This is a genomic window from Aeromicrobium halocynthiae (genome assembly GCF_039531385.1).
Lineage (GTDB): Bacteria > Actinomycetota > Actinomycetes > Propionibacteriales > Nocardioidaceae > Aeromicrobium > Aeromicrobium halocynthiae.
Genome location: NZ_BAAAPY010000011.1, coordinates 53,165 through 72,982, shown reverse-complemented (window position 1 = coordinate 72,982; position 19,818 = coordinate 53,165). Strand labels below are relative to the sequence as shown.

Genomic DNA, 19,818 nt, shown 5'->3' with positions numbered 1-19,818 from the left:
GGCATCGGTTGAACCGGGGCGGCCATCGCCAGGCCAACGCTGCGCTCTACCGGGTCGTGATCGTGCGGATGCAACACCACGAACCGACCAAGGCCTACGTCGCTCGGCGGACGTCGGAGGGCAAGACCAAAGCCGAGATCATCCGCTGCCTCAAGCGACTCCTCGCACGCGAACTCTGGGCCGCCATGCGACCCATCCGCGATGCACGAATCGAGTCCCAGATCGCCGCTTGACGGATATAGGAGCATCAACGCCCTGGCCGAATCCACCATCGGACTGTTCAAGACCGAACTGATCCGACCCGAAGGACCATGGCGAGGCGTCGAGCACGTCGAACTCGAGACGCTGGGCTGGGTCGACTGGTTCAACCACGAGCGTCCCCACGAGGCCATCGACGACCTGACACCCGTCCGAGCCGAGGAAGTTCACTACGCTGCAAGAAACCGACTCACGCCAACCGGCTGAGCCACCAAACCGGGCCTCCGGACATCCCGGGGCGGTTCACCTTGACGCGGGACAGAGATCTTCGGGGTGCCGGTTGATGCCCTTGTCCTGGGTTGGGGATCTCGGTGACGGGCGTGGGGGGTTCTGTGGGGTGCCATCGGGGCGGCCAGGCGGGGTGCAGTCGTGCTGCGGGACGGGGAACTTCCATCGATTTTCTCTGCCTCCGCTAGGAAGTTGTCTGGCCACAGAGCTGGAACAGCTGCTGTGAGCCTTTCCGCGGACTCTAACTTCCGGGATGGAAGTTATGACGTCCCATCAGTCGTGTCACCCCACACCGCTCTAATCAGTGTCGTGATCACGAACGGGTTGGGCATCCAGGCTCAGGGCCTAGTCGGCGTTGGCTTTGACGGTTGGACGGTCGGCCCACAGGATGTAGCAGAGCAACTACCGAAGGCGAAGGAGGCGCGCCGCGTACAGATGTGAGTGGGGCGACCCGGCTGGCACCGGATCGCCCCACCTGAACCCCGAAGGGCCACGAGGCCCGAACCGACGTCCAGGTCGGTCCAGAAGTTCCACCAGATGAAGGAGAAACACTCATGAAGTACCTCGTTGCATCCAGTATGCGCCCCAGTGGCGACAACCGTCCGTCCGTGTTCGGACGGCAGACAGGTGGCCTGCGGTGAACGCCGCCGAGCGCCACGCGCGTCTCATGTCGTATCAGCCTCAGCTTCCTGCTGCGGAGGCGAACGCTCTTCGTGAGCAGGTCGTGGACCTGGTGACTGAGGTCGACTTCACGTCGATCGCTACGGACTCGGTGATGATCTCGTCGCTGTTCCGGCTGGCGGCGGTCATGTGCCGCGAGTACGGGTCGTTCATGCCGGGTATCCACCTGAGCGAGCCGGCACTCGCGTCCTACGCGCAGCGGCATCTGCAGCATGTGACGGTGACATCGCGTGCTTCGACGCTGGCGGCGTTGCGCCGGATCCGGAACCGTCGTCCGCTGGTGAACACCAACGCTCGGGCGATCGCCGGTGCACCGTACTCACCGGGGGAGTGGGACCTGATCACCGAGGCCGCGCTGACGTGCGGTGAGTGGAAGTCGCAGGCGCTGTTGATGTTGACGCTCGCTGAGCATGCGGCGCTCCGCTCGGAGGAGGTCGCGCACGCGGAGGCGTCGTGGGTGGTCCGTGAGCACGGCCGGGTGTGCATCCGCGTGCCTCGGGCGACTGGCGAGTTCCGTCGGGTCCCGCTCGCGGGTGAGCATGCGGATCGTGCGCTCGCTGCCCGCCGTGATGGCTCCTACCTGCTGCGGCCGACGTTCGTGAAGCGCTCGGATGCGGCGTCGAGTCTGAAGGCGCTGGTGGTGAAGAACAGGAAGGACTTCTCGTTCTTCTCGATCCCGCGGGCACGGAACACCAGGATCGTGGAACTGATGAAGGTGCCCGCGCCGTGGCCGGTCATCTCGACGTTCGCCGGGTTGACGAAGGGTCAGACGCACTACATCGGCGATCTGGTGCGACACGTGGGCGTCGCGTCGGAGGCGGAGATGTTGTCCTGGATGGACCAGTTCGAAGGCGGTGCGGCATGAGCATCAGCCCGGCCCACAGGGCCCACTCCGCAGACATCGCCCGCAACTTCCAGATCGCGCTCGCCTGGGTCGAACAGTCCGGAATCCTGGACCTGATCGAGAACAGTCCCGCAGCGCAGGCACGGAACCCAAAGGGTGCCGGACGTCCCCCGAAACTCACGCCATACCCGTTGAAGGCGCTGCTGGTCACACTCACCGAGATGGCACTCGCAGGACAGGTCATGTCGATCCGCACCGTCGTGCACCGGCTGAACTTCGTCTACACGCCGGACCTGATCGAAGCCCTCGACACCGGCTTCTTCCAAGACCGTGCGCGGATCGCCGCGATGCGGGTGGTCAGCGAACTCGACCCGGATGGCCGACCCGAACTCCCCGAAGAAGAACGAGCCGCGTTCAAGATGTGGAAGTCGGAGTACCAACGCTGCTGGAAGGCCCTCGACGACCAACTCATGCCCCTCGACGACAACGTCCTGGGAGCGGGGAAGGCGCGAACCGTCGACGAACTCGACAAGGCTGCCAAACGTGGCGGGAAGAAGTCGCAGACCGACCTGCGCGAACGCATCGCGAACCGGATCGTCGCGTCGTCCGTGGAGTACAAGAACGGTGAGTTCTTCACCCACCTGGAGCCGACCGACCTGCACAACGGTGTCCTGCGCGATCACTGCGGCGACCTCGCTGTCGACCTCACACCGATCGACGTGAACATCAGCCGCCACCAAGGCAAGGTGCCGAAGGGCAAGCGCAGCTCCTCCGCCAACCAGATGGCGGCGTTCTCCCCGAAGAACCGTCGCATGAGATGGCCCGCCGTGGTCGGCCTCACGCTCGGCATCATCGTCGGACGCGTTGGTTCGCCTCGGGTGCCGAACGTTGCCCTCTCCATCGGCTTGAGCAAACCGTCACCCGCAGACCGCAGAGCCACGATCCTGTGCCTCGACGCGATCGAGGAGGCAGGACACCGGCCACCTCTGGCGGGCAGGGCCCACCAGTACCTCATCGGTGACATCGCCTACCAGGACATGCGCCACCTCAACGAGTACCTGATCGACAACAAGTACTCCGCGATGTTCAAGTACGCGAAGAACGAGAACACCATCCTCGAACTACGTGCAACCGACCCCGACCAGACAGGCCAGGACCAGTACGTCGGCTACCTCTACAACGGATGCCCCATGTGTCCCCTCGCCGACCACGCCACCTTGTCCCAACGGCCAGCGTTGGAGGTCCCCGCCTACGACGTCGTCAACGGACAACCCACCTACAACATCGACGAACTGGAACAACATGAACGGGACGTCCAGTGGTTCGAGAGCCGGCGGGCCGCCCTGCACGGCAAACCCCAACGTCGAGCCCGCCGCCGCGTCGGCCGACCCACCAGAGGCGAGAGCGAACAGAAGCAAGAGGTCAGTATCCGCATCGGATGCCCAGCAGCCGCCGGGCGAATCCGCTGCCCACTGCGCAAAGACCTCCCGTCCTGGAAGGACCCGAACCTCGACATCGGGATCAACCCTCCCGCGAGACCAACGCCCCTGTGCAAAGCCAAGAGCGTCACGGTCTGGCTCACCGACCGACAGGTGAAGCACATCCAACCGAACCTCATCGGAACCTGGGAACACGAAGAGAACTACAAGGCCAACCGGGCACTCAACGAAGCCTTCCACTCCCAACTGATCTCACCGAACGTCGGCGGACTACGCCGCGGACAGATCCTGTTCCGCAAGAACGCGCAGTTCACCATCGCCGTCGCCCTCCTCGTCGGCGTCGCCAACATCAAAGCCCTCGACAAATGGCGAGAGAACCTCGACCGCCACGGACAGAGCCCCCTGATGGCAGCCACCGAACGACGACGAATCCGAGACCTCATCCTCAGGAACAGAAGGCCCGCCGCCTAACTCCCAAGTTGCTTGTTCCCCCCGACCGGAACCCGGCCGGGGGAACAAGCATGCCCAGCCCATCCCGAAACCCTGGAGCAAGATCGGAGCCATTCTGAGAATCGCCGTCAGACCGTCCAACCCGAACCAGACGACACCCCCAGCTCTAGGCACCCCACCGTCCATCAGGCGCCCAGCCACGCCCTGGCGCAACCCCTCAGATACCCTGCAGCAAAAGAGCGGAAACCCAGGAAAGACTGCGATTGCAGTGTATTCTCACCTGCATCTTTGAACCACTCACCCAACGCAGGTCATGCAGAGCGGCCCGTCGTGGGCGGTCGCTGCACACGACACTTCACGGGCGGGTCGACATGGTGCAAGCACAGTCGCCGGGCGCTCAGCCGGAGGTGTGGCGGCACTCCAAGCCGTGGTTCTGGACGGGTGCAGATGCAGTCGTCGTCCTCATCGGCTTCACGGGCATGGTGGTGTCCTCGGTCGTGAACTTTCTGGAACGCCACGTCATTCCGTTCACCGACCTCGTCGGTCCGGTCCACACGAAGCGGGAGGTCGTCTTCGAGGTCGCGGGGAGACGCGACGTGACGGTTGCGGCGGTGGCCTACGGCTACTGGCTCAAGGACCTTCGCGGCGAGGACACCGAGACACGGGGCGACCGCTTCATCCGTGCGGTCATGGAGGCCAAGGCGGCGCGATGATCGAGTCTCCCTTGATGGATCCGGATGGTCTGAGGCGTTTCATCACCGGCCTCCTCGGAGAAGCGCGACAGACGTACGACCTCCGGGCGATGCGGATCGCGGACGGTGTGTCGCTCGACATCAGAACACGGCCGCCACTCTCGGTGCGTGGAGCTGACGAGCGGACGGCTCGGTTGCAGATCGTCGGAGCGGCGACGGTGCGCATCGTCCTCGATGGTCGTTTCGAGAGCGACGAGGTCTGCGACGACCCGCAAGGCTGGGCCGACATCCTCGAGGAGTTCCTTGGTTTCGCTCGCGCATACCTTGCCGACGACGGTGACTGGCGGTCGGTGAGGCCAGGGTTCGGCGTCCACGAGGCACTGGCCTTCGACTCCCGCGAGGAATCTCGTCTCTTCACCCGGGGCTGACGGGCGACCTGGTCGTCAACGGCGGTCGACGGCGGCCGTATGCTGGCCGCGTGCAGATGCAGCAGCGATTTCTTGACCCCCGGCCGGGACATGGCCGCGGGGTCGTCGTCGCGCGCTCGTAGCGCCGCAGGTCTCCGCAGGCACGGCCGGGGGAGTGTCCCTCCTTTCGCCGCTCTGCTCACACCCTTGGAGACCACCTCATGTCGCACACCGCATACCTCACCCCTGACCAGCTCTGCCGCGCACTGAGCCTGCGCGACCTCACCGATCCCGCCCAGGGGCCGCACGCCGTCCACGTCCTGCTCGACGAGGTCGTGGGGCGCCTCCGGTCCCAGTGGGACACCCCTGTCCGCACCGTGCGCAGCTCGCCGATCGTGCCGGTGCGGGAGAACTACGACCGCCTCGGCTACGCCCCGGGCGACGTCACGCGCGCCCGCCGCTACACCCGCTACGTCAGTCCGACGGTGATGCTGCGCAGCCACACCAGCGCCGACCTCCCGACCGCGTTGGAGGACTACGCGGGACGGGACGAGGTCGACGAGCTGATCGTGGTCCCCGGGCTCGTCTACCGGCGCGACGCCGTCGACCGCAGCCACGTGGGCGAACCGCACCAGGTCGACCTGTGGCGGATCCGCAGCACAACGGACACGAGCGACGCGGACATGCTCACGATGATCGGCTGCCTGGTCCAGGCCGTGCTCCCGGGCGCGCAGTGGAGGACCACCGACGTGACGCATCCGTACACGGTGGGTGGCCGGCAGATCGACGTGCTCCACGAGGGGGAGTGGCTCGAGCTGGCAGAGTGCGGGCGCATCCATCCCGACGTGCTGCGCGGGTCCGGCCTCGACCCCGAGCGGTGGTCCGGCCTGGCCCTCGGCATGGGACTGGAGCGGGCGTTGATGCTCCGCAAGGGCATCCCCGACATCCGCTACCTGCGCGCCGAGGACCCCCGCATCGCCGAACAGATGCTCACGCTGGACCCGTGGCAGCACGTCTCGCCGTTGCCTGCGGCCCGGCGGGACATCTCGGTGGTCGTCGATGCTGCCGAGGACGAGGAGACGCTCGGCGACCGCATCCGCGACGCGCTGGGCGACGACGCGGACGTCGTCGAGTCCGTCGACGTGCTCGGACGCACGACGCACGAGGAGCTGCCCGAAGGCGCGCGTGCTCGGCTCGGCACGCGGGCCGATCAGGTCAACCTCCTGCTGAGGATCGTGCTGCGCCCCATCGACCGCACCCTCACCTCGGAGGAGGCCAACGCCATCCGCAATGCGATCTATCGGGCTGTGCACGAGGGACCGGTGCTCGAGCTGATCTGAAGTCGTGGCGGGACTGACCCTCGCGGCTGGATACCGTCGTCAGGTGAGTGCCTCGAAGGTGGTGCAGGCCGGGGGTGCCGCCGTGCTGGGCGTGTATCTCCTCGCGACGGCGGGTGGTGACCGCGGGGCACTTGGTTCGTCTGCACGCATCCTGTTGGCGCTCGGATGCGCCGCGCTCGCCGGGCTGTTGCTGCTGCGGGACGACATGCGTTGCGCGACAAAGGCCTTCGCATTGGCGGGCGCGATCCTCGGGATTGCGGGCGTCGTGCTCGGCTGGATCGCCGCGTTCGGCTGACTGACGTGGCCAGTGCGGGCGTGGTCGTCGAGACGTCAGGCGGCGACTTCGCGGCCGGTGGGCAGGATCCATCGCAGGACGTCGTGTCCCTTCATGGAGTGATGCCGTCTGCACAGTGCCCACATGTTGTCCCCGTTGGTGGGTCCGGTGGGCCAGGGTTCTCGGTGGTCGAGGTCGCATCTGTCTGCTGGGACTCTGCATCCTGGTGCTCGGCAGACCCCGTCGCGGAATCTGATGGCCTTGGCGAGGGTCTCGGGGGCGAAGCGTCCGACGTAGTCGTGAGCCAACGTGTTCCCGTGGACGGGATCGGTGATGATCCGGTGCCAGAACGTCTCGTCGGGGTCGAGATCCTCGAGGATCCACGACGCCGGGACGGACCATTCACCATCGGATGACTCGGCGTGGCCGTGGACGAGCCCGGTGAGGACGTCGGCCTCGATCGTCACCGCGACATCGCCTGTGACGGTGGGTTCGGCGGTGGTCTCGCCGTGGGTGAGCCAGGAGACGTACAGGTCGGCCGTGCGCTGAGGGAGAGTCCGCTGGTCGTCCTCGTCGACGGGGACGCGTGCTGCGCGGTCGAGGCGCTTCATCACCGCAGCGGCTTGGTGGGAGGGCAGGTAGGCGCTCAGCCAGGACATGCCGTCCTCGAGATGGTGCAGCGACACGTACCGCTGGTCTCGGGCCTTCTCTGCCCGGTCGAGGGCCTCGTCGGGCTCGATCCGGGTGACGAACCGCTTGACCCAGGCCCGCAGCTCGGCCGTGGTGTGGGTGGTGGCGTAGGCGAGGGCCTTCTCGTCCAGCAGCGCCCACGAGGACTCCCGTTCGAGGCGGTCCAGGCCGGTGGAGATCTCGCGAACGCGGGCGGCGTCGATGATGCCGTCGCGGAACGCGGCCCAGCAGGAGGGCGCGTGGGCGACCATCCGGTCCGCGATGGCCAACCTCGACCAGACCTGGTTCTCCGAGAGGCCCATGGCCTGCCCGATGGACATCGGGATCGCCGATCGCTCCACCAGCTGCCGCATCGAGCCGTCGAGCCGGCTGATGCGAGCCTCCTCCGCGTCACGGAACGCGAGCATCGAGCAGTACTGAGCTGCCTCGGCCCGCGCCACCGCGCGGGTGGCCGAGGTCATGGCCTCCTCGCTCGTGCTCTCCCCGACGTCCATGAATCAAACATACGTGCGACCACTGACAGTCTTGAATGTCCGCGTGCGGCAGGTTTGGCTCCCTGGCTGGGAACGTGGTTTCGATACGCGGTCGCAGGCTCCTTCGTCGCTGCGACCGCTACTCAACCACCGAGGGAGCACCGATCGTGCGGGTTCCTGGGTGGCTGTGGCCGACTCGCCCCGAGCACTCACTCCGGCCGGGTCACCCCCTGAACCAGCGAGCTCAGTCGTCGAGCGCGTCGAGTTCCTCCAACGCCTCCCGGGCCCGCGCGACGCGCACCTCCTCCTCGTCCTCCCACCACCTCGGCCCGCGTTCGCCGAGGCCGTGCTTGGCGAGGTCGACGCGTCGCCGGGACGCGCGGACGGCGTCGTCGTCCCCGGCGTTCTTCGCCACCCGGACGCCGGAGCGTCCGCGGCCCAGGTGGGAGGTGAGGCGCTCCACGACGTCGTCCGGGAGGCATGGGTCGGTGCGCCGCCAGCGGCGGCCGTTCACGACGAAGAAGTGCTCGTCCTCCACGGGGTCGTCGGCCACCGCACCAGCAGACGACGAACCCGACGGGCTCGCACGTCGAGCACGAGGACGCTGCGACGATGACTCCATGCGAGCGATGGTGGTCGACGAGGTCAGGGGACGCCCCGAGGTCCGGGAGGTGCCCGACCCGCAGGCGCCCGACGGGGGAGTGGTGGTGCAGGTGCAGGCCACCGGGCTGTGCCGCAGCGACTGGCACGCGTGGGCCGGCCACGACGACATCGCCTTCCCGCACGTGCCCGGCCACGAGCTCGCCGGGATCGTGACGTCCGTCGGGGCCGGGGTGGAGCGGTGGCGCGGCGGCGAGCGGGTCACGGTGCCGTTCGTGTGCGGCTGCGGCCGGTGCCGCTGGTGCGCGCAGGGCGACGCGCAGGTCTGTCCCGACCAGCAGCAGCCAGGATTCACCCACTGGGGATCGTTCGCCGAGAAGGTGGCCTTGCACGCTGCCGACACCAACCTCGTCGCCCTGCCCGACGCCGTCGACGACGCGACCGCGGCGAGCCTCGGCTGCCGGTTCGCCACCGCCTACCGCGCCCTCCTCGCCCGTGCCGGGTTGCGCGAGGACGAGTGGGTGGCGGTCGTCGGTGCCGGGGGAGTGGGGCTCAGCGCCGTGATGATCGCCAAGGCCCGCGGGGCCCGGGTGGTCGCCGTCGACCGCAACGCTGGTGCCCTCGAGGCGGCCACCGCCCTCGGTGCCGACCACGTCCTGACCGCCGGCCCCGAGGTCGTCGACGCGATCCACGACATCACCAGCGGCGGCGCACACGTCGCCGTCGACGCCGTCGGCAGCGAGCAGACCTGTGCTGCCGCGATCCACGCGCTCGCGCGGCGCGGCCGCCTCGCCCAGGTGGGCCTGCTGCCGCCCGTCGACGGCCACCCCCGCGTCCCCATGGACCGCGTCATCGGCTGGGAGCTCGACGTGCTCGGCAGCCACGGCATGGCCGCCGCCGACTACCCCCAGCTGATGGACCTCGTGACGAGCGGGGCGCTGCGACCCGGTGACCTCGTGGCCCGCACCGTCGGCCTCGACGAGGCGGCCGCGCTGCTGCCGACGGTCGACGTCAGCGACCTCGCCGGTGTCACGATGATCGACCCGCAGCGCTGAGCATCCACCGACCACGGATCATCGTCGAGTGATCCTCCTGCTCCGCCTCGCCCTCCTCGCCCTCTTCGGGGTGCTGGTCGTGCTCCAGGTGCTGTCCCTGTCCGGCCGAGCGTCGGGGAGTTCGCCGACCGCCTGACGCCCGCGAACGTCGCCGTGCTGAAGAACGGACGCGCCAACGCCGTGCGCTTCACGACGCCCGAGGCGATGTGCCGGATGCTCGAGTGCCAGCCGGTCGACCTCCCGGAGTGGGTCCCCGACGACGAGGAGGAGCGGTGAGCGGGCACCCGGCCGGCCCCACCCTCCTGGTGGCGCCGACGACTCCCCCGCCCGCAGGGCCTCGGGTTCCTCGTCGTGGTGACGTCGCTCGTGCTCCTCGCGCGCCTCGGGCGACGTGCCCCAGGTGGGACCCGGTCGTAGCGTGGACGCGTGAGCACCATGCGAGCCATGACCTACGCCGACTACGGCGACGACGACGTCCTCGAGATGACCGAGCAGCCGCAGCCGAAGGTCGGCCCCGGCGAGCTCCTCGTGCGGGTGCGCGCCGCCTCCGTGAACCCCGTCGACTGGAAGCTGATGGGCGGCGGTCTCGACGCGATGATGGACGTCCGGTTCCCGGTCGTGCCGGACTGGGACGTCGCCGGCGTCGTCGAGGCGGTCGGCGTCGACACCCCGGAGTTCTCCGTCGGCGACGAGGTTGTCGCCTACAACCGCAAGGACTACGTCCACGGCGGCACGTTCGCCGAGTACACGTGCGTCCCCGTCCGTTCCGCCGCGCGCAGGTCCGCCGGCACCACGTGGGAGGAGGCTGCGTCGCTCCCGCTGGCAGGTCTCACCGCGTTCCAGGCGCTCGAGCGGATGCAGGTCGGGCCCGAGGACACCGTGCTGGTCCATGGTGCCGGTGGCGGCGTCGGGTCCTTCGCCGTGCAGCTCGCCGCGCGTGCCTTCCGGGCCCGGGTGATCGGCACCGCCTCGCTCGAGCAGCACGACCGAATCCGCGACCTCGGCGCCGAGCCGGTGGAGTACGGCGACGGTCTCGTCGATGCCGTGCAGAGCCTCGCTCCCGACGGCGTCTCCGTCGTGCTCGACCTCGTCGGCGGCGTCCTCGAGCAGACGCTCGCCGTGCTCGAGGACGACGGGCGCCACGTGTCCATCGCCGACGACGCCGTGCTCGAGGAGGGTGGCACCTGGCTGTGGGTCCGCCCCGATGCCGACGACCTCGGCCGCCTCGTCGGACTCGTCGAGGACGGCACGGTACGCATCGAGGTGGAGGACACCTACGAGCTCGAGGACCTCCCGAAGGCGTTCGCGCGCAGCCGCGGGGGCCACGTGCGGGGCAAGATCGCCGTGACCGTCTCCGGCGACTGAGGACCCGGCCGGGGCGTGCCGCGGCCCCAGCAGGGCCACCGGCCCCCGGCGCCGAGGACCGTTCCGTCTGATCCGCCCGGCACGAAGAACGGCCCGCCCTCGAGGAGGGCGGGCCGGTCGGATGGGAAGCGCTCAGCCCTGCTGGCGCTCCTGCTTCCTGGTGTCGACGAGGTCGTCGAGGCGGTCCGCATCGGCGCGAGCCCTCTCGGCCTTTCGCTCGGTCGTGCGAGCCTCGTCCTTCTCGGTTGTCGCCTTGCTCCGGGCAGTCTTCTTCTTGGCGGCTGCGGCGGAGTCGGCGCGCTTCTTCTTCTGCTCGACCGTCTCGACCTTGCTCCCAGCACGCTGGTCGGCGGCCTTCTTCTTGGTGGCGGCGGTCTTGGCGGCTGTCTTCTTGGCCTCCTGCTTCCCGCGCTCCTCGGCCGCATCGGCCTCCTCAAGGCCCTTCGCGGCGCGCTCCTGCGCGGCCGTGCGCTTCCGGGCGGCCTCCGTCCGGGCGTTCTTCGCAGCCTGGCGGGCCTGCTCGCGGGCCTGCTCGGCCTGCTGCTCGAGATTGCTGGCGGCGACGGTCGTCGCGGAGCGTTCGACGCGCTCGGCACCGCGCTCGGCGATGGTGCGGCTGCGCAGGACGACGCCCGCGACACGATCGGCGGACCCGAGGACCCGGTCGACGGCGACACGGGGGAAGGAGGCTTCGGGCAAGCGGCTCGTCAGCTTCGCGTCGACGGCGGCGAGCGGCGTGCGGGCGATCTCGTACGGAAGGGCGATGACGGTCTTGATCATGGTGGTCCTCACTTCTCGGTCTGGGTGCGCAGCTTCGCGGCCTCGACGTCTGCGGCGACGGCCTCGCGCTCGAGGCGGGCCTGCTCGGTCTCGCCCTGCTGCTCGGTGGCGTCGGCCTCGGCCTCGAGGGCCTCGGCGTCCCGCAGGCGGGTCTCGGCGAGCGCGTCGGCCCGCTGCTCGGCGGCCTGACTGCCCTGCGCGGCCCGTCGCTGGGCCTCCTGCTCGGCGGCGGCGCGCTCGGTGGCGCGCTCCTGCTCGACGCGGACCTGCTCCTGCTGCGCCTGCGCGCGGGCGGCGTCCTGCTGGCGGGCGGCCTCGGTGGTGGTCTCACGGACCTCCTGCTCCGCGTCCTCGCGCTTGGCGTCGGCGACGGCCTCGTCGGCGACGGCCTGCTTGCGGCGGTCGGCCTCGGCCTGCTGGAGCTCACCCTCCTCGACCAGGTCGTCCTTGCCGGTCACGCCTCCGGCGACCTCCTTGGCCTTGCCGGCCAGGCCGTCGAAGAGTCCTTCGCGGGCTTGTGCTGCCTTGTCGTTGCTCATGCTCTCACCGTGCCCGTGTGAACCGGTCTCACACCTTTTGATCCTGTGACCGCGGTCATGGACCAGAGGAAACCACTGCAACGACGGCTCCGACGGGACGGTCGCCGATCGCGCGCAGGCCTTCTTCTCGCGCAGGGCGAGAACGGAGTCCGGAACGGGCACGACCTCGGTATCCGCTGCGTTGTCGGACTGGGTCGCCGGCTTGGTCTTCGCTCATGACCCGCCGCGGTGGGAGCTTCCGTCGTCTGCCCGGCCCCGCCCTCGCCGTGCTGGGAGTGCAACGGTGCGGACCCGGCGCTAGCGTCGGGACATGTCCTCTACCGTGCAGCCGTCGACCTCGGCCAAGCTCCTCTACCGTCCCGTGGGGCTGGTCAGCTCCATCGTCGGCGGACTCATCGCCAGCATGATCTTCAAGCAGATCTGGAAGCGGGTGAGCCCGTCGGTCGACGCCGACCACGCTGACCCTCCCGGCCCGTTGGAGAGCGAGTACCCGATGAAGGAGATCCTGCTCGCGGCCCTGCTGCAGGGCGCGATCTACTCCGTCGTCAAGGTGCTCGTCGACCGCCAGGGCGCCAAGGCGTTCCAGAAGGCCACCGGAGAGTGGCCGGGTTCCTGAGCCGAGCCCACCCACGACGACGCCCCCGCACCGACCGGTGCGGGGGCGTCGTCGTTCGCTCGTGCGTGCTCAGCGGCCGCCGACGACCTCGACGAGCTTGTCGTTGAAGGCCGGCAGGTCGTCGGGGTTGCGCGACGTGATGAGGTCCCACCCGTTGGCCGGGCAGTGGAAGACCTCGTGGTCCTCCCACGTGCCCCCGGCGTTGCGGATGTCGGTCTGCAGCGACGGGAACGAGGTGAGGGTCTTGCCCGGCAGCACGCCCGCCTCGACGAGTGCCCACGGCCCGTGGCAGATCGACGCGACGGGCTTGCCCGCGTCGACGAAGGCCTTCACGATCGCGACCGAGGCGTCGTCGGCGCGCACCTGGTCGGCGTTCACCGTGCCACCGGGCAGGACGAGGGCGTCGTACCGGTCGACGTCGACGTCGGCGACCGCGACCGTCGCCTCGAAGGTCTCGTCCTTGTCGACGTCGCCCACCATCGACTGCACCGAGCCCGCCTCGGGGGCGATGTGCTCGGGCGTGCCGCCGGCGTTCTCCACGGCGGCCCACGGGTCGGTGAGCTCGGGCTTCTCGACGCCGGTCTGCGCGGTGAGGAAGGCGATGGTCTTTCCGGTGAGGCTGCTCATGGCTGCTCCTTCGGGATCGGGGGAGCGGTCGCGACGACCGTTCCACTCCCGACGCTAGGTGCGTCGCGGAGCCTCAGCACCTCGGGACGGCGCCTGGGCGGCGTGAACCTTTGCACAACCTCTCGTTGCCGATTTCGGACTGCATACCCTGTGACACCACCTAGCGTTCGCAATGGAGTACTTTCTACTGCCCGGAGGTGAGCGGTGAAGGATCGTCCTGACACCCAGACCCGGGTCTCCATCCCGTCGAACCCGGTCGACGCTTCCCAGTCGAGCCCTGACACGGGCGACGACGACGGCCCCGGCTCCGACCTCACCTGGAGCGTCGGCGCCGTCTCCTCGCGCCTGGACATCACGCCGTCGACCCTGCGCACGTGGGAGCGTCGCTACGACGTGGGTCCGAGCCACCGCACGCAGGGCGGGCACCGCCGCTACACCGAGCGAGACATCGAGCGCGTCGAGCTGGTGCGTCGTCTCGTCGGGCGCGGCGTGTCGGCCCAGGACGCTGCGCGCGTCGCCCGGAACCTCGACCACGACGAGCTCCTCAGCGCCCTCGCCGACGAGACGCAGGACCGTCCGACCCTCGGGCGAGCGGCTCTGGTCGACGCCCTCCTGGCGGCCAGCACCAGCGGCGACGGCACGCGCCTGCGCGACGTGGTCGGGTCGGTCCTCGACCGCAACGGTTTCCTGGACGCGTGGACGAACCTCCTCGCCCCCAGCCTGCTGCGGATGTCCTACGAGTCGGCTACCGGCGCTCTCCCCGTGGAGGCCGAGCGGCTCGCCACCGAGGTCATCCTGGAGACCATGCTGGAGATCCGTTCCCGGGGGACTCGAGGTCCTCGACCTCAGGTGCTGCTCGCGAGCGGTGTCGACGACACCTCCTGCCTGCCGCTCGTCGCCCTCGGAGCGGCACTCGTGGACGCCGACATCGCGTGTCGCTCGGTCGGACCGGAGACCGACCCTTGGACCGTCGCCGACCTCGTCGAGAAGCTCCGCCCCCAGGTGCTCATCTGGTGGGAGCAGCCGGCAGGCACCGAGGAGATGCTCAGGCGTCAGCTCGATCGCACCGGCATGAACACCTTCCTGTTGCGCGGTGCGCCGTGCTGGCCGAAGGAGGTCGGCCTGCGGTTCGGTTTCGAGAACCCGGTCGTCGCCACCGACGTCGCCGGGGCCGTCCGCCACGTGCTCGACCGCGTCACCTGAGCGCACGCGCCGTGCACCGGTCCGCTCGGCGTATCCTCACGTCATGACCGAACACCACGTCCTGACGAGCATCGAGGGACCCGTCGCCCACGTCCGGCTCAACCGCCCGGACAAGCTCAACGGCGTCACCCTCGACATGCTCCAGGGGCTGCTCGACGCCGCCGCCGAGATCCGTGCCGACCGCTCGGTACGCGTCGTCGTGCTGGAGGGGGCCGGTGACTCCTTCTGCGCCGGACTCGACTTCGCCGAGGCGGGCAAGGACCGTGCCCGCGTCGTCCGGTTCTTCCTCACGCCCCCGTGGCGCAGGACCAACACGTTCCAGCAGGCGCTGTGGGTCTGGCGCGAGCTGCCCGTCCCGGTCATCGCCGTCACCCGCGGCCACGTCCTCGGCGCCGGCATCCAGCTGGCGCTCGCCGCGGACTTCCGGTTCACGACACCGGACTGCCGGTGGTCGGTGCTCGAGGCCAAGTGGGGCCTGGTGCCGGACATGAGCGGCACCGTCCCGCTCAGCGAGGTCGTCCGGGCCGATGTCGCCAAGCGTCTGGTCCTCACCGGCGAGGTGCTGTCGGGCGCCGAGGCGGCAGAGGTCGGTCTTGCCACCGACGTGGCCGACGACCCCATGAAGCCCGCGCAGGAATTGATCGACGCGCTGCTCGAGCGGTCCCCCGACTCCGTGGCCGCGAGCAAGCGACTGCTGAACGCGCTGCCCCTCGGGTCCCTGGCCGGCGCGTTCCGTCGCGAGCGCCTCTACCAGCTGCGGATGTTCCGCTCGCCGAACACGCGCATCGCCCGCAAGGCCGGCATGACCAAGCAGGAGCCGGAGTTCGGGCCCCGGACGTTCGGGCGCTGAACCTTCGGGCACTGAACCTTCGGGCACTGGGCCGTCTCGACCCGTTGCTAGGCTGTGCCGGTGACTGACGACAAGCCCTCCAAGAAGGTCGCGGACCAGTACGACCGCGGGTACGACTACACCACGTACTGGGACGACAGGGACTACGAGCACGCAGCCGAGGAGGCAGCGATCCGTCGTCTGCTCGAGGGCCGGACGTTCGCCCGCGCGGCCGACGTCGGCGGTGGCTTCGGTCGCCTCTGCCTGCTCCTGCGCCAGTACGCCGACCACGTCACCCTCGCCGAGCCGAGCCGCACCCAGCTCGAGGCCGCCGAGGAGGTCCTCGCGGGCACCGACATCGAGAAGGTCCAGACCCAGGCCGACGACCTCGCCTTCGAGGACGCGTCGCTCGACCTCATCACGATGGTGCGCGTGATGCATCACATCCCCGAGCCGTCGAAGGAGTTCGCCGAGCTCGCCCGCGTCCTGCGTCCCGGTGGCACCGCGCTCATCGAGGTCGCCAACTACGGCCACTACAAGAACCGTCGCCAGTTCAAGAAGCAGGGCAAGGCGCTGCCCACCGAGCCGGTCAGCATCCGCACCGTCTCGGCCGACGAGCCCGACGCGATCGCGTTCGTCAACCACAACGTCGACACCGTGGTCGGCCAGCTCGCCGGTGCCGGCCTCGTGCTGCAGCGCAAGCTGTCGGTCTCGAACCTGCGCAGCCAGACCCTCAAGAAGGTCCTCCCCACCGGCCTCATGGTCGGCATCGAGAAGGCCCTGCAGGAGCGCCTGGCGAGCAAGGACTTCGGTCCGAGCATCTTCCTGGAGCTGCGCCGCTCCTGAGCGACGTCGACGGCTGCGGCCTCGGCACCCACCCGGTGGTCGTGTCGGGACCTCAGGTCCCCGCCGTCAGCGAGCCGGGACCGGCCGCAGGGAGCGGTGGGCCTTGCGGGCCTTGACGGCGGTGTCGGGGAAGTCGGCGAACACCGCGTCGACGCCGGCGTCGAAGAAGGCGAACAGCTCGGCGCGGACGTCGCCTTGCTCGGCGGGGTTGGCGCTGCTGCGCAGCTCCGTCGGCAGGAACTGGTTCTCGTTGCGGACGGTGTAGACGCTCACCCTCAGCCCCGCGCGATGGGCGTCGCGGACGACCGGCGACGGTGACGTGAGTCGGCCCTGGGCGTCGCGCGGGATGATCGAGTTCTTCTCCGGACCGACCCAGTCGGCGTAGCGAGCCACCTCGCGCAGGCCCTTCGGGCTCATGATGTCGGCGTACGTGGTGGGGTCGCCGGCCTTCACGAGGTCGTACGGTGCGCCGGTCGCCGACGTCAGCTGCAGCAGCGGAACGCGGGAGATGCGCGACAGCTCGCGCAGGTTCGTCGTCTCGAAGGACTGCACGAGGACGGGCGAGCGGGGGTGGTCCCAGCCGACGCGGCGCAGGCTGCGCAGCAAGGGCGGCGTGAGGTCGAGCCCGATCTCCGTGAAGTACGTCGGGTGCTTGGTCTCCGGCGCGATGCCGATCGTCCGTCCCTTGCGGCGCGACTCCGAGCGGGCGAGCTCGATGATCTCGTCGAACGTCGGCACCTGGAAGCGACCGTCGTAGAGCGTGTTGCCAGGCCGGAGCTCGGGCAGACGCTCGACGGCGCGCAGGGTGCGCAGCTCGACGAGGGTGAAGTCCTCGGTGAACCAGCCGGTGACCGGACGGCCGTCGATGGTCTTGGTGGTGCGGCGGTCGGCGAACTCGGGCCGGTCGGCGACGTCGGTGGTTCCGCTGATCTCGTTCTCGTGGCGGGCGACGAGAACGCCGTCGCTGGTGCTGACGAGGTCGGGCTCGATGACGTCGGCGCCCTGCTCGATGGCCAGCTGGTAGGCCGCCAGGGTGTGCTCGGGACGGTAGCCGGAGGCGCCGCGGTGGGCGATGACGGTGACCTGGCGGGTCGGCTTCTTGAGCGCCTTCTTCAGGACCGGCGAGACGACCTTCTTCAGCGTCGGACGCTCGGGGGCCTGCGGGGCGGGGGTGGTGCCGGCGGCCATCGACGGCGTGGCGACCATGACGGCGAGGACGATCCCGAGCGTGAAGATCCGCATGCCTCCACGGAACGGGCGCATGGTGAACGCCAGGTGACGTCCTGGGGCCCGTCCGGTGATCAGTGCGTGAGGATGTCAGGCGTCGTTCTCAGGCGACGCTCACGCGTCGAGCGCGCCGAGCCTTCCGAGCACGTCGCGGACGTGGCGCAGGGCGTCGCGGTCGGCCAGGCCGGTGGTGTCGTCGAAGTACAGGCCGTCACCGATGAGCTGGACGGTGCGGGCGAGGGACTCGTCGCCGAGGTGCTCGCGCAGCACGGCGAACCAGCCCTCGCGCAGGTCGGCGAGGGCGGCCGATGCGCGGTCGTCGTTCTCCTGGGCGATGCGGGCGGCAGCGATGAGGGCGCGGTCGAAGTCGCTGCCGGAGTCGACCGACGTCTGCAGGTAGAAGTCGACCGGACCCGCGGTGGCGGTCCGCATCTTCTCGACGTCGGCCTCGCCCTGGGCGCGGAGCCGTTCGAGCATCCCCTCGACGAGCTCGTCCTTGCTGTGGAAGTGATAGAGCAGCCCACCCTTGGAGACCTCGGCCGCGGCGGCGACGGCGTCGAGGGTGGCGCCGCGGCTGCCGGCCCCCACGAGCAGCGACTCGAACGCGTCGAGGAGCCGGTCGCGGGTCGTGCGCTCGGTGGCCGGCATGGACCGATCCTAGTGGGCGACGGACGTCACACCTCCCCGCCACGACGACTGTACCGTCCAGACGGTACAGTTCTTCGGGTGTCGGTCACTGCCGGCGCACCACCGACGACGGTCCACCGACCGAGAGGAGGCCTCATCATGAGCACCACCGCACCCCAGCAGGTACCCGACGACACCCGCCGCGCCGGCGCCCGTGAGTGGGTCGCCCTCGCGGTCCTGATGCTCGCGGTCCTGATGGTCTCCACCGACAACACCGTCCTGAGCTTCGCGCTGCCGGAGATCAGCACCGACCTGCGCCCCACCGGCAACCAGCTGCTGTGGATCGTCGACGTCTACGCCCTCATGCTCGCCGGCCTGCTCATCGCCATGGGCAGCCTCGGCGACCGGCTCGGTCGGCGTCGCCTGCTCGTCATCGGCGCGCTCGGCTTCTCCGCGGCATCGTTCCTCGGCGCCTACGCCACGAGCCCGGAGATGCTGCTCGTCGCGCGCATGCTGCTCGGCCTCTTCGGCGCGACCCTCATGCCGTCGACGCTGTCGCTGATCCGCAACATCTTCCACGACGCCCGTGACCGCCGGATCGCCGTCGCCACGTGGGCTGCGATGTTCTCCGGTGGCGCCGCGCTCGGCCCGATCATGGGCGGCTGGCTGCTCGAGCACTTCTGGTGGGGATCGGTCTTCCTCATCAACGTCCCGATGGTGGCGCTGCTCGTGCCGCTCGTGCTGCTGCTCGTGCCGGAGTCGAAGGACCCGTCGCCGGGGCCGCTCGACCCCGCCTCGATCGCGCTGTCGATGCTGGCGATGTTCCCCCTCGTCTACGCGATCAAGCACGGCGCGAAGGCCGGGCTCGACGACGTCACCGTCGCCGCGCTCGCGTTGAGCGTCGCCGCCGGCGTCATGTTCGTGCGTCGCCAGCAGCGCAGCCGCACGCCGATGCTCGACCTCCAGCTGTTCCGCAACCCGGTCTTCAGCGGTGCCGTCGTCGCGAACCTGCTGAGCCTCATGGCGTTGACGGGCTTCCTGTTCTTCGCCGCCCAGCTGCTGCAGCTCGTGCTCGGCCTGTCGCCGATGGACTCGGCGATGGTGCTCCTGCCCGGCTTGCTGGTGACGGTGCTGTTCGGGTTCCTGGCCGTGCGCCTCGTGCGGCACGCCCCGGTGCGCACCCTCGTGAGCATCAGCTTCGTCGCGTCGTCGCTCGGGTACGCCCTCGCGGCGTTCACCGGGACGGCTCCGACCGTGCTCAGCGTGCTCGTCGCGTTCGCGATCATGGGCGTCGGCATCGGCATGGCCGAGACGATCACCAACGACCTCGTCATCGCGGCCGTCCCGGCGCACAAGGCCGGCGCGGCCTCGGCGATCTCCGAGACGGCCTACGAGATCGGCGCCGTGCTCGGCACGGCGGTGCTCGGCAGCATCGTCATGTCGACCTACCGCTCGAACCTGGTGGTGCCGGAGGTCGTGCAGCGTCCGGCCGGCGACAGCTCCTTCGAGACGCTCGGCAGCACGATGGCCGTCGCGGAGCGGTACCCGAACGTGCTCGGCGAGCGGCTCGTGGAGTCCGCACACCTGGCCTTCGACCTCGGCGTCCAGCGGGCCTCCGGCGTCGCGATCGGCATCGCGCTGCTCGCGGCGTGGGTCTCGTGGTTCGCGCTGCGCTCAGCCCCGGCACCCACTCGCTCCGGTCACTGACACGGCGGCGGTCCGGGCGGT

At 69.5% G+C, this 19,818-nt stretch carries 22 protein-coding genes and 1 pseudogene; 16 read left to right on the top strand and 7 right to left on the bottom strand.

Annotated features, from left to right (window positions below; all coding sequences use genetic code 11):
- The 8 genes and pseudogenes from ABD213_RS13360 to ABD213_RS13325 form a co-directional block, all read left to right on the top strand.
- Window positions 1–233, top strand: a pseudogene (locus ABD213_RS13360) (IS110 family transposase); the annotation flags it as partial.
- Complete coding sequence (locus tag ABD213_RS13355) at window positions 202–465, top strand: integrase core domain-containing protein (protein ID WP_425546070.1); 264 nt, start codon at window positions 202–204, stop codon at window positions 463–465. The pseudogene ABD213_RS13360 and the gene ABD213_RS13355, both read left to right, overlap by 32 nt.
- 658 nt (window positions 466–1,123) lie before the next feature.
- The gene (locus ABD213_RS13350; RefSeq protein ID WP_344329574.1) at window positions 1,124–2,032 is read left to right on the top strand and encodes a hypothetical protein; all 909 of its coding nucleotides are present in this window, start codon (window positions 1,124–1,126) and stop codon (window positions 2,030–2,032) included.
- Complete coding sequence (locus tag ABD213_RS13345; protein WP_344329572.1) at window positions 2,029–3,921, top strand: hypothetical protein; 1,893 nt, start codon at window positions 2,029–2,031, stop codon at window positions 3,919–3,921. Before ABD213_RS13350 ends, ABD213_RS13345 begins: the two co-directional genes overlap by 4 nt.
- Before the next feature lie 350 nt (window positions 3,922–4,271).
- Window positions 4,272–4,613 carry a hypothetical protein gene (locus ABD213_RS13340; protein ID WP_344329571.1) on the top strand — a complete coding sequence of 114 codons (342 nt, stop codon included), beginning with the start codon at window positions 4,272–4,274 and terminating at the stop codon, window positions 4,611–4,613.
- Window positions 4,614–4,756: 143 nt separating this feature from the next.
- Entirely contained in the window at window positions 4,757–5,020 is a 264-nt protein-coding gene (locus ABD213_RS13335; RefSeq protein ID WP_344329569.1) for a hypothetical protein, read from the top strand.
- Between the two features lie 200 nt (window positions 5,021–5,220).
- Window positions 5,221–6,339 carry a PheS-related mystery ligase SrmL gene (gene srmL, locus ABD213_RS13330; protein ID WP_344329568.1) on the top strand — a complete coding sequence of 373 codons (1,119 nt, stop codon included), beginning with the start codon at window positions 5,221–5,223 and terminating at the stop codon, window positions 6,337–6,339.
- 43 nt (window positions 6,340–6,382) lie between these two features.
- Window positions 6,383–6,634, top strand: a complete 252-nt coding sequence (locus ABD213_RS13325) for a hypothetical protein (protein WP_344329566.1) — start codon at window positions 6,383–6,385, stop codon at window positions 6,632–6,634.
- A gap of 35 nt (window positions 6,635–6,669) precedes the next feature.
- Here ABD213_RS13325 and ABD213_RS13320 read toward each other — a convergent pair whose 3' ends face one another.
- Window positions 6,670–7,797 (bottom strand): HNH endonuclease signature motif containing protein, encoded by a 1,128-nt coding sequence (locus tag ABD213_RS13320; RefSeq protein WP_344329564.1) that lies wholly within the window; start codon window positions 7,795–7,797, stop codon window positions 6,670–6,672.
- Window positions 7,798–8,020: 223 nt separating this feature from the next.
- Window positions 8,021–8,329 carry a hypothetical protein gene (locus ABD213_RS13315; protein WP_344329563.1) on the bottom strand — a complete coding sequence of 103 codons (309 nt, stop codon included), beginning with the start codon at window positions 8,327–8,329 and terminating at the stop codon, window positions 8,021–8,023.
- 67 nt (window positions 8,330–8,396) lie between these two features.
- Between ABD213_RS13315 and ABD213_RS13310 the strand changes: the two genes are divergently transcribed.
- The 3 genes from ABD213_RS13310 to ABD213_RS13300 all read left to right on the top strand — a co-directional run bounded on the left by ABD213_RS13310 (window position 8,397) and on the right by ABD213_RS13300 (window position 10,796).
- A complete protein-coding gene (locus ABD213_RS13310) occupies window positions 8,397–9,431 on the top strand; it encodes a zinc-binding dehydrogenase (protein WP_344329561.1) in 1,035 nt (344 codons plus the stop codon).
- Window positions 9,432–9,584: 153 nt separating this feature from the next.
- The gene (locus ABD213_RS13305) at window positions 9,585–9,707 is read left to right on the top strand and encodes a helix-turn-helix domain-containing protein (RefSeq protein WP_344329560.1); all 123 of its coding nucleotides are present in this window, start codon (window positions 9,585–9,587) and stop codon (window positions 9,705–9,707) included.
- Between the two features lie 159 nt (window positions 9,708–9,866).
- Window positions 9,867–10,796 (top strand): NADP-dependent oxidoreductase, encoded by a 930-nt coding sequence (locus tag ABD213_RS13300; RefSeq protein ID WP_344329589.1) that lies wholly within the window; start codon window positions 9,867–9,869, stop codon window positions 10,794–10,796.
- Window positions 10,797–10,928: 132 nt separating this feature from the next.
- On the opposite strand, the gene ABD213_RS13295 is transcribed toward ABD213_RS13300, so the two are convergent.
- Together ABD213_RS13295 and ABD213_RS13290 are read right to left on the bottom strand one after the other, a co-directional pair.
- Complete coding sequence (locus ABD213_RS13295) at window positions 10,929–11,576, bottom strand: hypothetical protein (RefSeq protein ID WP_344329558.1); 648 nt, start codon at window positions 11,574–11,576, stop codon at window positions 10,929–10,931.
- Window positions 11,577–11,584: 8 nt separating this feature from the next.
- Window positions 11,585–12,115 carry a hypothetical protein gene (locus ABD213_RS13290; RefSeq protein WP_344329556.1) on the bottom strand — a complete coding sequence of 177 codons (531 nt, stop codon included), beginning with the start codon at window positions 12,113–12,115 and terminating at the stop codon, window positions 11,585–11,587.
- A 310-nt stretch (window positions 12,116–12,425) separates the two neighbouring features.
- Here ABD213_RS13290 and ABD213_RS13285 point away from each other — a divergent pair, with 310 nt between their 5' ends.
- Entirely contained in the window at window positions 12,426–12,731 is a 306-nt protein-coding gene (locus ABD213_RS13285; protein WP_344329555.1) for a DUF4235 domain-containing protein, read from the top strand.
- A 69-nt stretch (window positions 12,732–12,800) separates the two neighbouring features.
- Here the strand turns inward: ABD213_RS13285 and ABD213_RS13280 are convergent, their stop codons facing one another.
- Entirely contained in the window at window positions 12,801–13,358 is a 558-nt protein-coding gene (locus ABD213_RS13280; RefSeq protein ID WP_344329553.1) for a type 1 glutamine amidotransferase domain-containing protein, read from the bottom strand.
- A gap of 204 nt (window positions 13,359–13,562) precedes the next feature.
- On the opposite strand from ABD213_RS13280, the gene ABD213_RS13275 reads away from it, so the two are divergent.
- The 3 genes from ABD213_RS13275 to ABD213_RS13265 are packed head-to-tail and all read left to right on the top strand — an operon-like array spanning window position 13,563 to window position 16,236.
- On the top strand, window positions 13,563–14,561 hold the full coding sequence (locus ABD213_RS13275; protein ID WP_344329552.1) for a MerR family transcriptional regulator: 999 nt from the start codon (window positions 13,563–13,565) through the stop codon (window positions 14,559–14,561).
- A gap of 43 nt (window positions 14,562–14,604) precedes the next feature.
- On the top strand, window positions 14,605–15,411 hold the full coding sequence (locus tag ABD213_RS13270; RefSeq protein ID WP_344329550.1) for a crotonase/enoyl-CoA hydratase family protein: 807 nt from the start codon (window positions 14,605–14,607) through the stop codon (window positions 15,409–15,411).
- Window positions 15,412–15,471: 60 nt separating this feature from the next.
- Window positions 15,472–16,236 (top strand): class I SAM-dependent methyltransferase, encoded by a 765-nt coding sequence (locus ABD213_RS13265; protein ID WP_344329549.1) that lies wholly within the window; start codon window positions 15,472–15,474, stop codon window positions 16,234–16,236.
- A 66-nt stretch (window positions 16,237–16,302) separates the two neighbouring features.
- Here ABD213_RS13265 and ABD213_RS13260 read toward each other — a convergent pair whose 3' ends face one another.
- Together ABD213_RS13260 and ABD213_RS13255 are read right to left on the bottom strand one after the other, a co-directional pair.
- Entirely contained in the window at window positions 16,303–17,478 is a 1,176-nt protein-coding gene (locus tag ABD213_RS13260; protein WP_344329547.1) for a glycerophosphodiester phosphodiesterase, read from the bottom strand.
- Between the two features lie 99 nt (window positions 17,479–17,577).
- Complete coding sequence (locus tag ABD213_RS13255; RefSeq protein ID WP_344329545.1) at window positions 17,578–18,111, bottom strand: TetR/AcrR family transcriptional regulator; 534 nt, start codon at window positions 18,109–18,111, stop codon at window positions 17,578–17,580.
- 138 nt (window positions 18,112–18,249) lie between these two features.
- Between ABD213_RS13255 and ABD213_RS13250 the strand changes: the two genes are divergently transcribed.
- Window positions 18,250–19,797, top strand: coding sequence for an MFS transporter (locus ABD213_RS13250; RefSeq protein WP_344329544.1), 1,548 nt, complete (start codon window positions 18,250–18,252; stop codon window positions 19,795–19,797).
- Window positions 19,798–19,818: the final 21 nt, after the last annotated feature.

Bases quoted from the DNA above. Each gene is read 5' to 3' on its own strand.
- ABD213_RS13355 (WP_425546070.1), top strand. From the start codon at position 202: ATGCACGAATCGAGTCCCAGATCGCCGCTTGACGGATATAGGAGCATC.
- ABD213_RS13345 (WP_344329572.1), top strand. From the start codon at position 2,029: ATGAGCATCAGCCCGGCCCACAGGGCCCACTCCGCAGACATCGCCCGC.
- ABD213_RS13340 (WP_344329571.1), top strand. From the start codon at position 4,272: ATGGTGCAAGCACAGTCGCCGGGCGCTCAGCCGGAGGTGTGGCGGCAC.
- srmL (WP_344329568.1), top strand. From the start codon at position 5,221: ATGTCGCACACCGCATACCTCACCCCTGACCAGCTCTGCCGCGCACTG.
- ABD213_RS13320 (WP_344329564.1), bottom strand. From the start codon at position 7,797: ATGGACGTCGGGGAGAGCACGAGCGAGGAGGCCATGACCTCGGCCACC.
- ABD213_RS13310 (WP_344329561.1), top strand. From the start codon at position 8,397: ATGCGAGCGATGGTGGTCGACGAGGTCAGGGGACGCCCCGAGGTCCGG.
- ABD213_RS13300 (WP_344329589.1), top strand. From the start codon at position 9,867: ATGCGAGCCATGACCTACGCCGACTACGGCGACGACGACGTCCTCGAG.
- ABD213_RS13295 (WP_344329558.1), bottom strand. From the start codon at position 11,576: ATGATCAAGACCGTCATCGCCCTTCCGTACGAGATCGCCCGCACGCCG.
- ABD213_RS13290 (WP_344329556.1), bottom strand. From the start codon at position 12,115: ATGAGCAACGACAAGGCAGCACAAGCCCGCGAAGGACTCTTCGACGGC.
- ABD213_RS13285 (WP_344329555.1), top strand. From the start codon at position 12,426: ATGTCCTCTACCGTGCAGCCGTCGACCTCGGCCAAGCTCCTCTACCGT.
- ABD213_RS13280 (WP_344329553.1), bottom strand. From the start codon at position 13,358: ATGAGCAGCCTCACCGGAAAGACCATCGCCTTCCTCACCGCGCAGACC.
- ABD213_RS13270 (WP_344329550.1), top strand. From the start codon at position 14,605: ATGACCGAACACCACGTCCTGACGAGCATCGAGGGACCCGTCGCCCAC.
- ABD213_RS13260 (WP_344329547.1), bottom strand. From the start codon at position 17,478: ATGCGGATCTTCACGCTCGGGATCGTCCTCGCCGTCATGGTCGCCACG.
- ABD213_RS13255 (WP_344329545.1), bottom strand. From the start codon at position 18,111: ATGCCGGCCACCGAGCGCACGACCCGCGACCGGCTCCTCGACGCGTTC.
- ABD213_RS13250 (WP_344329544.1), top strand. From the start codon at position 18,250: ATGAGCACCACCGCACCCCAGCAGGTACCCGACGACACCCGCCGCGCC.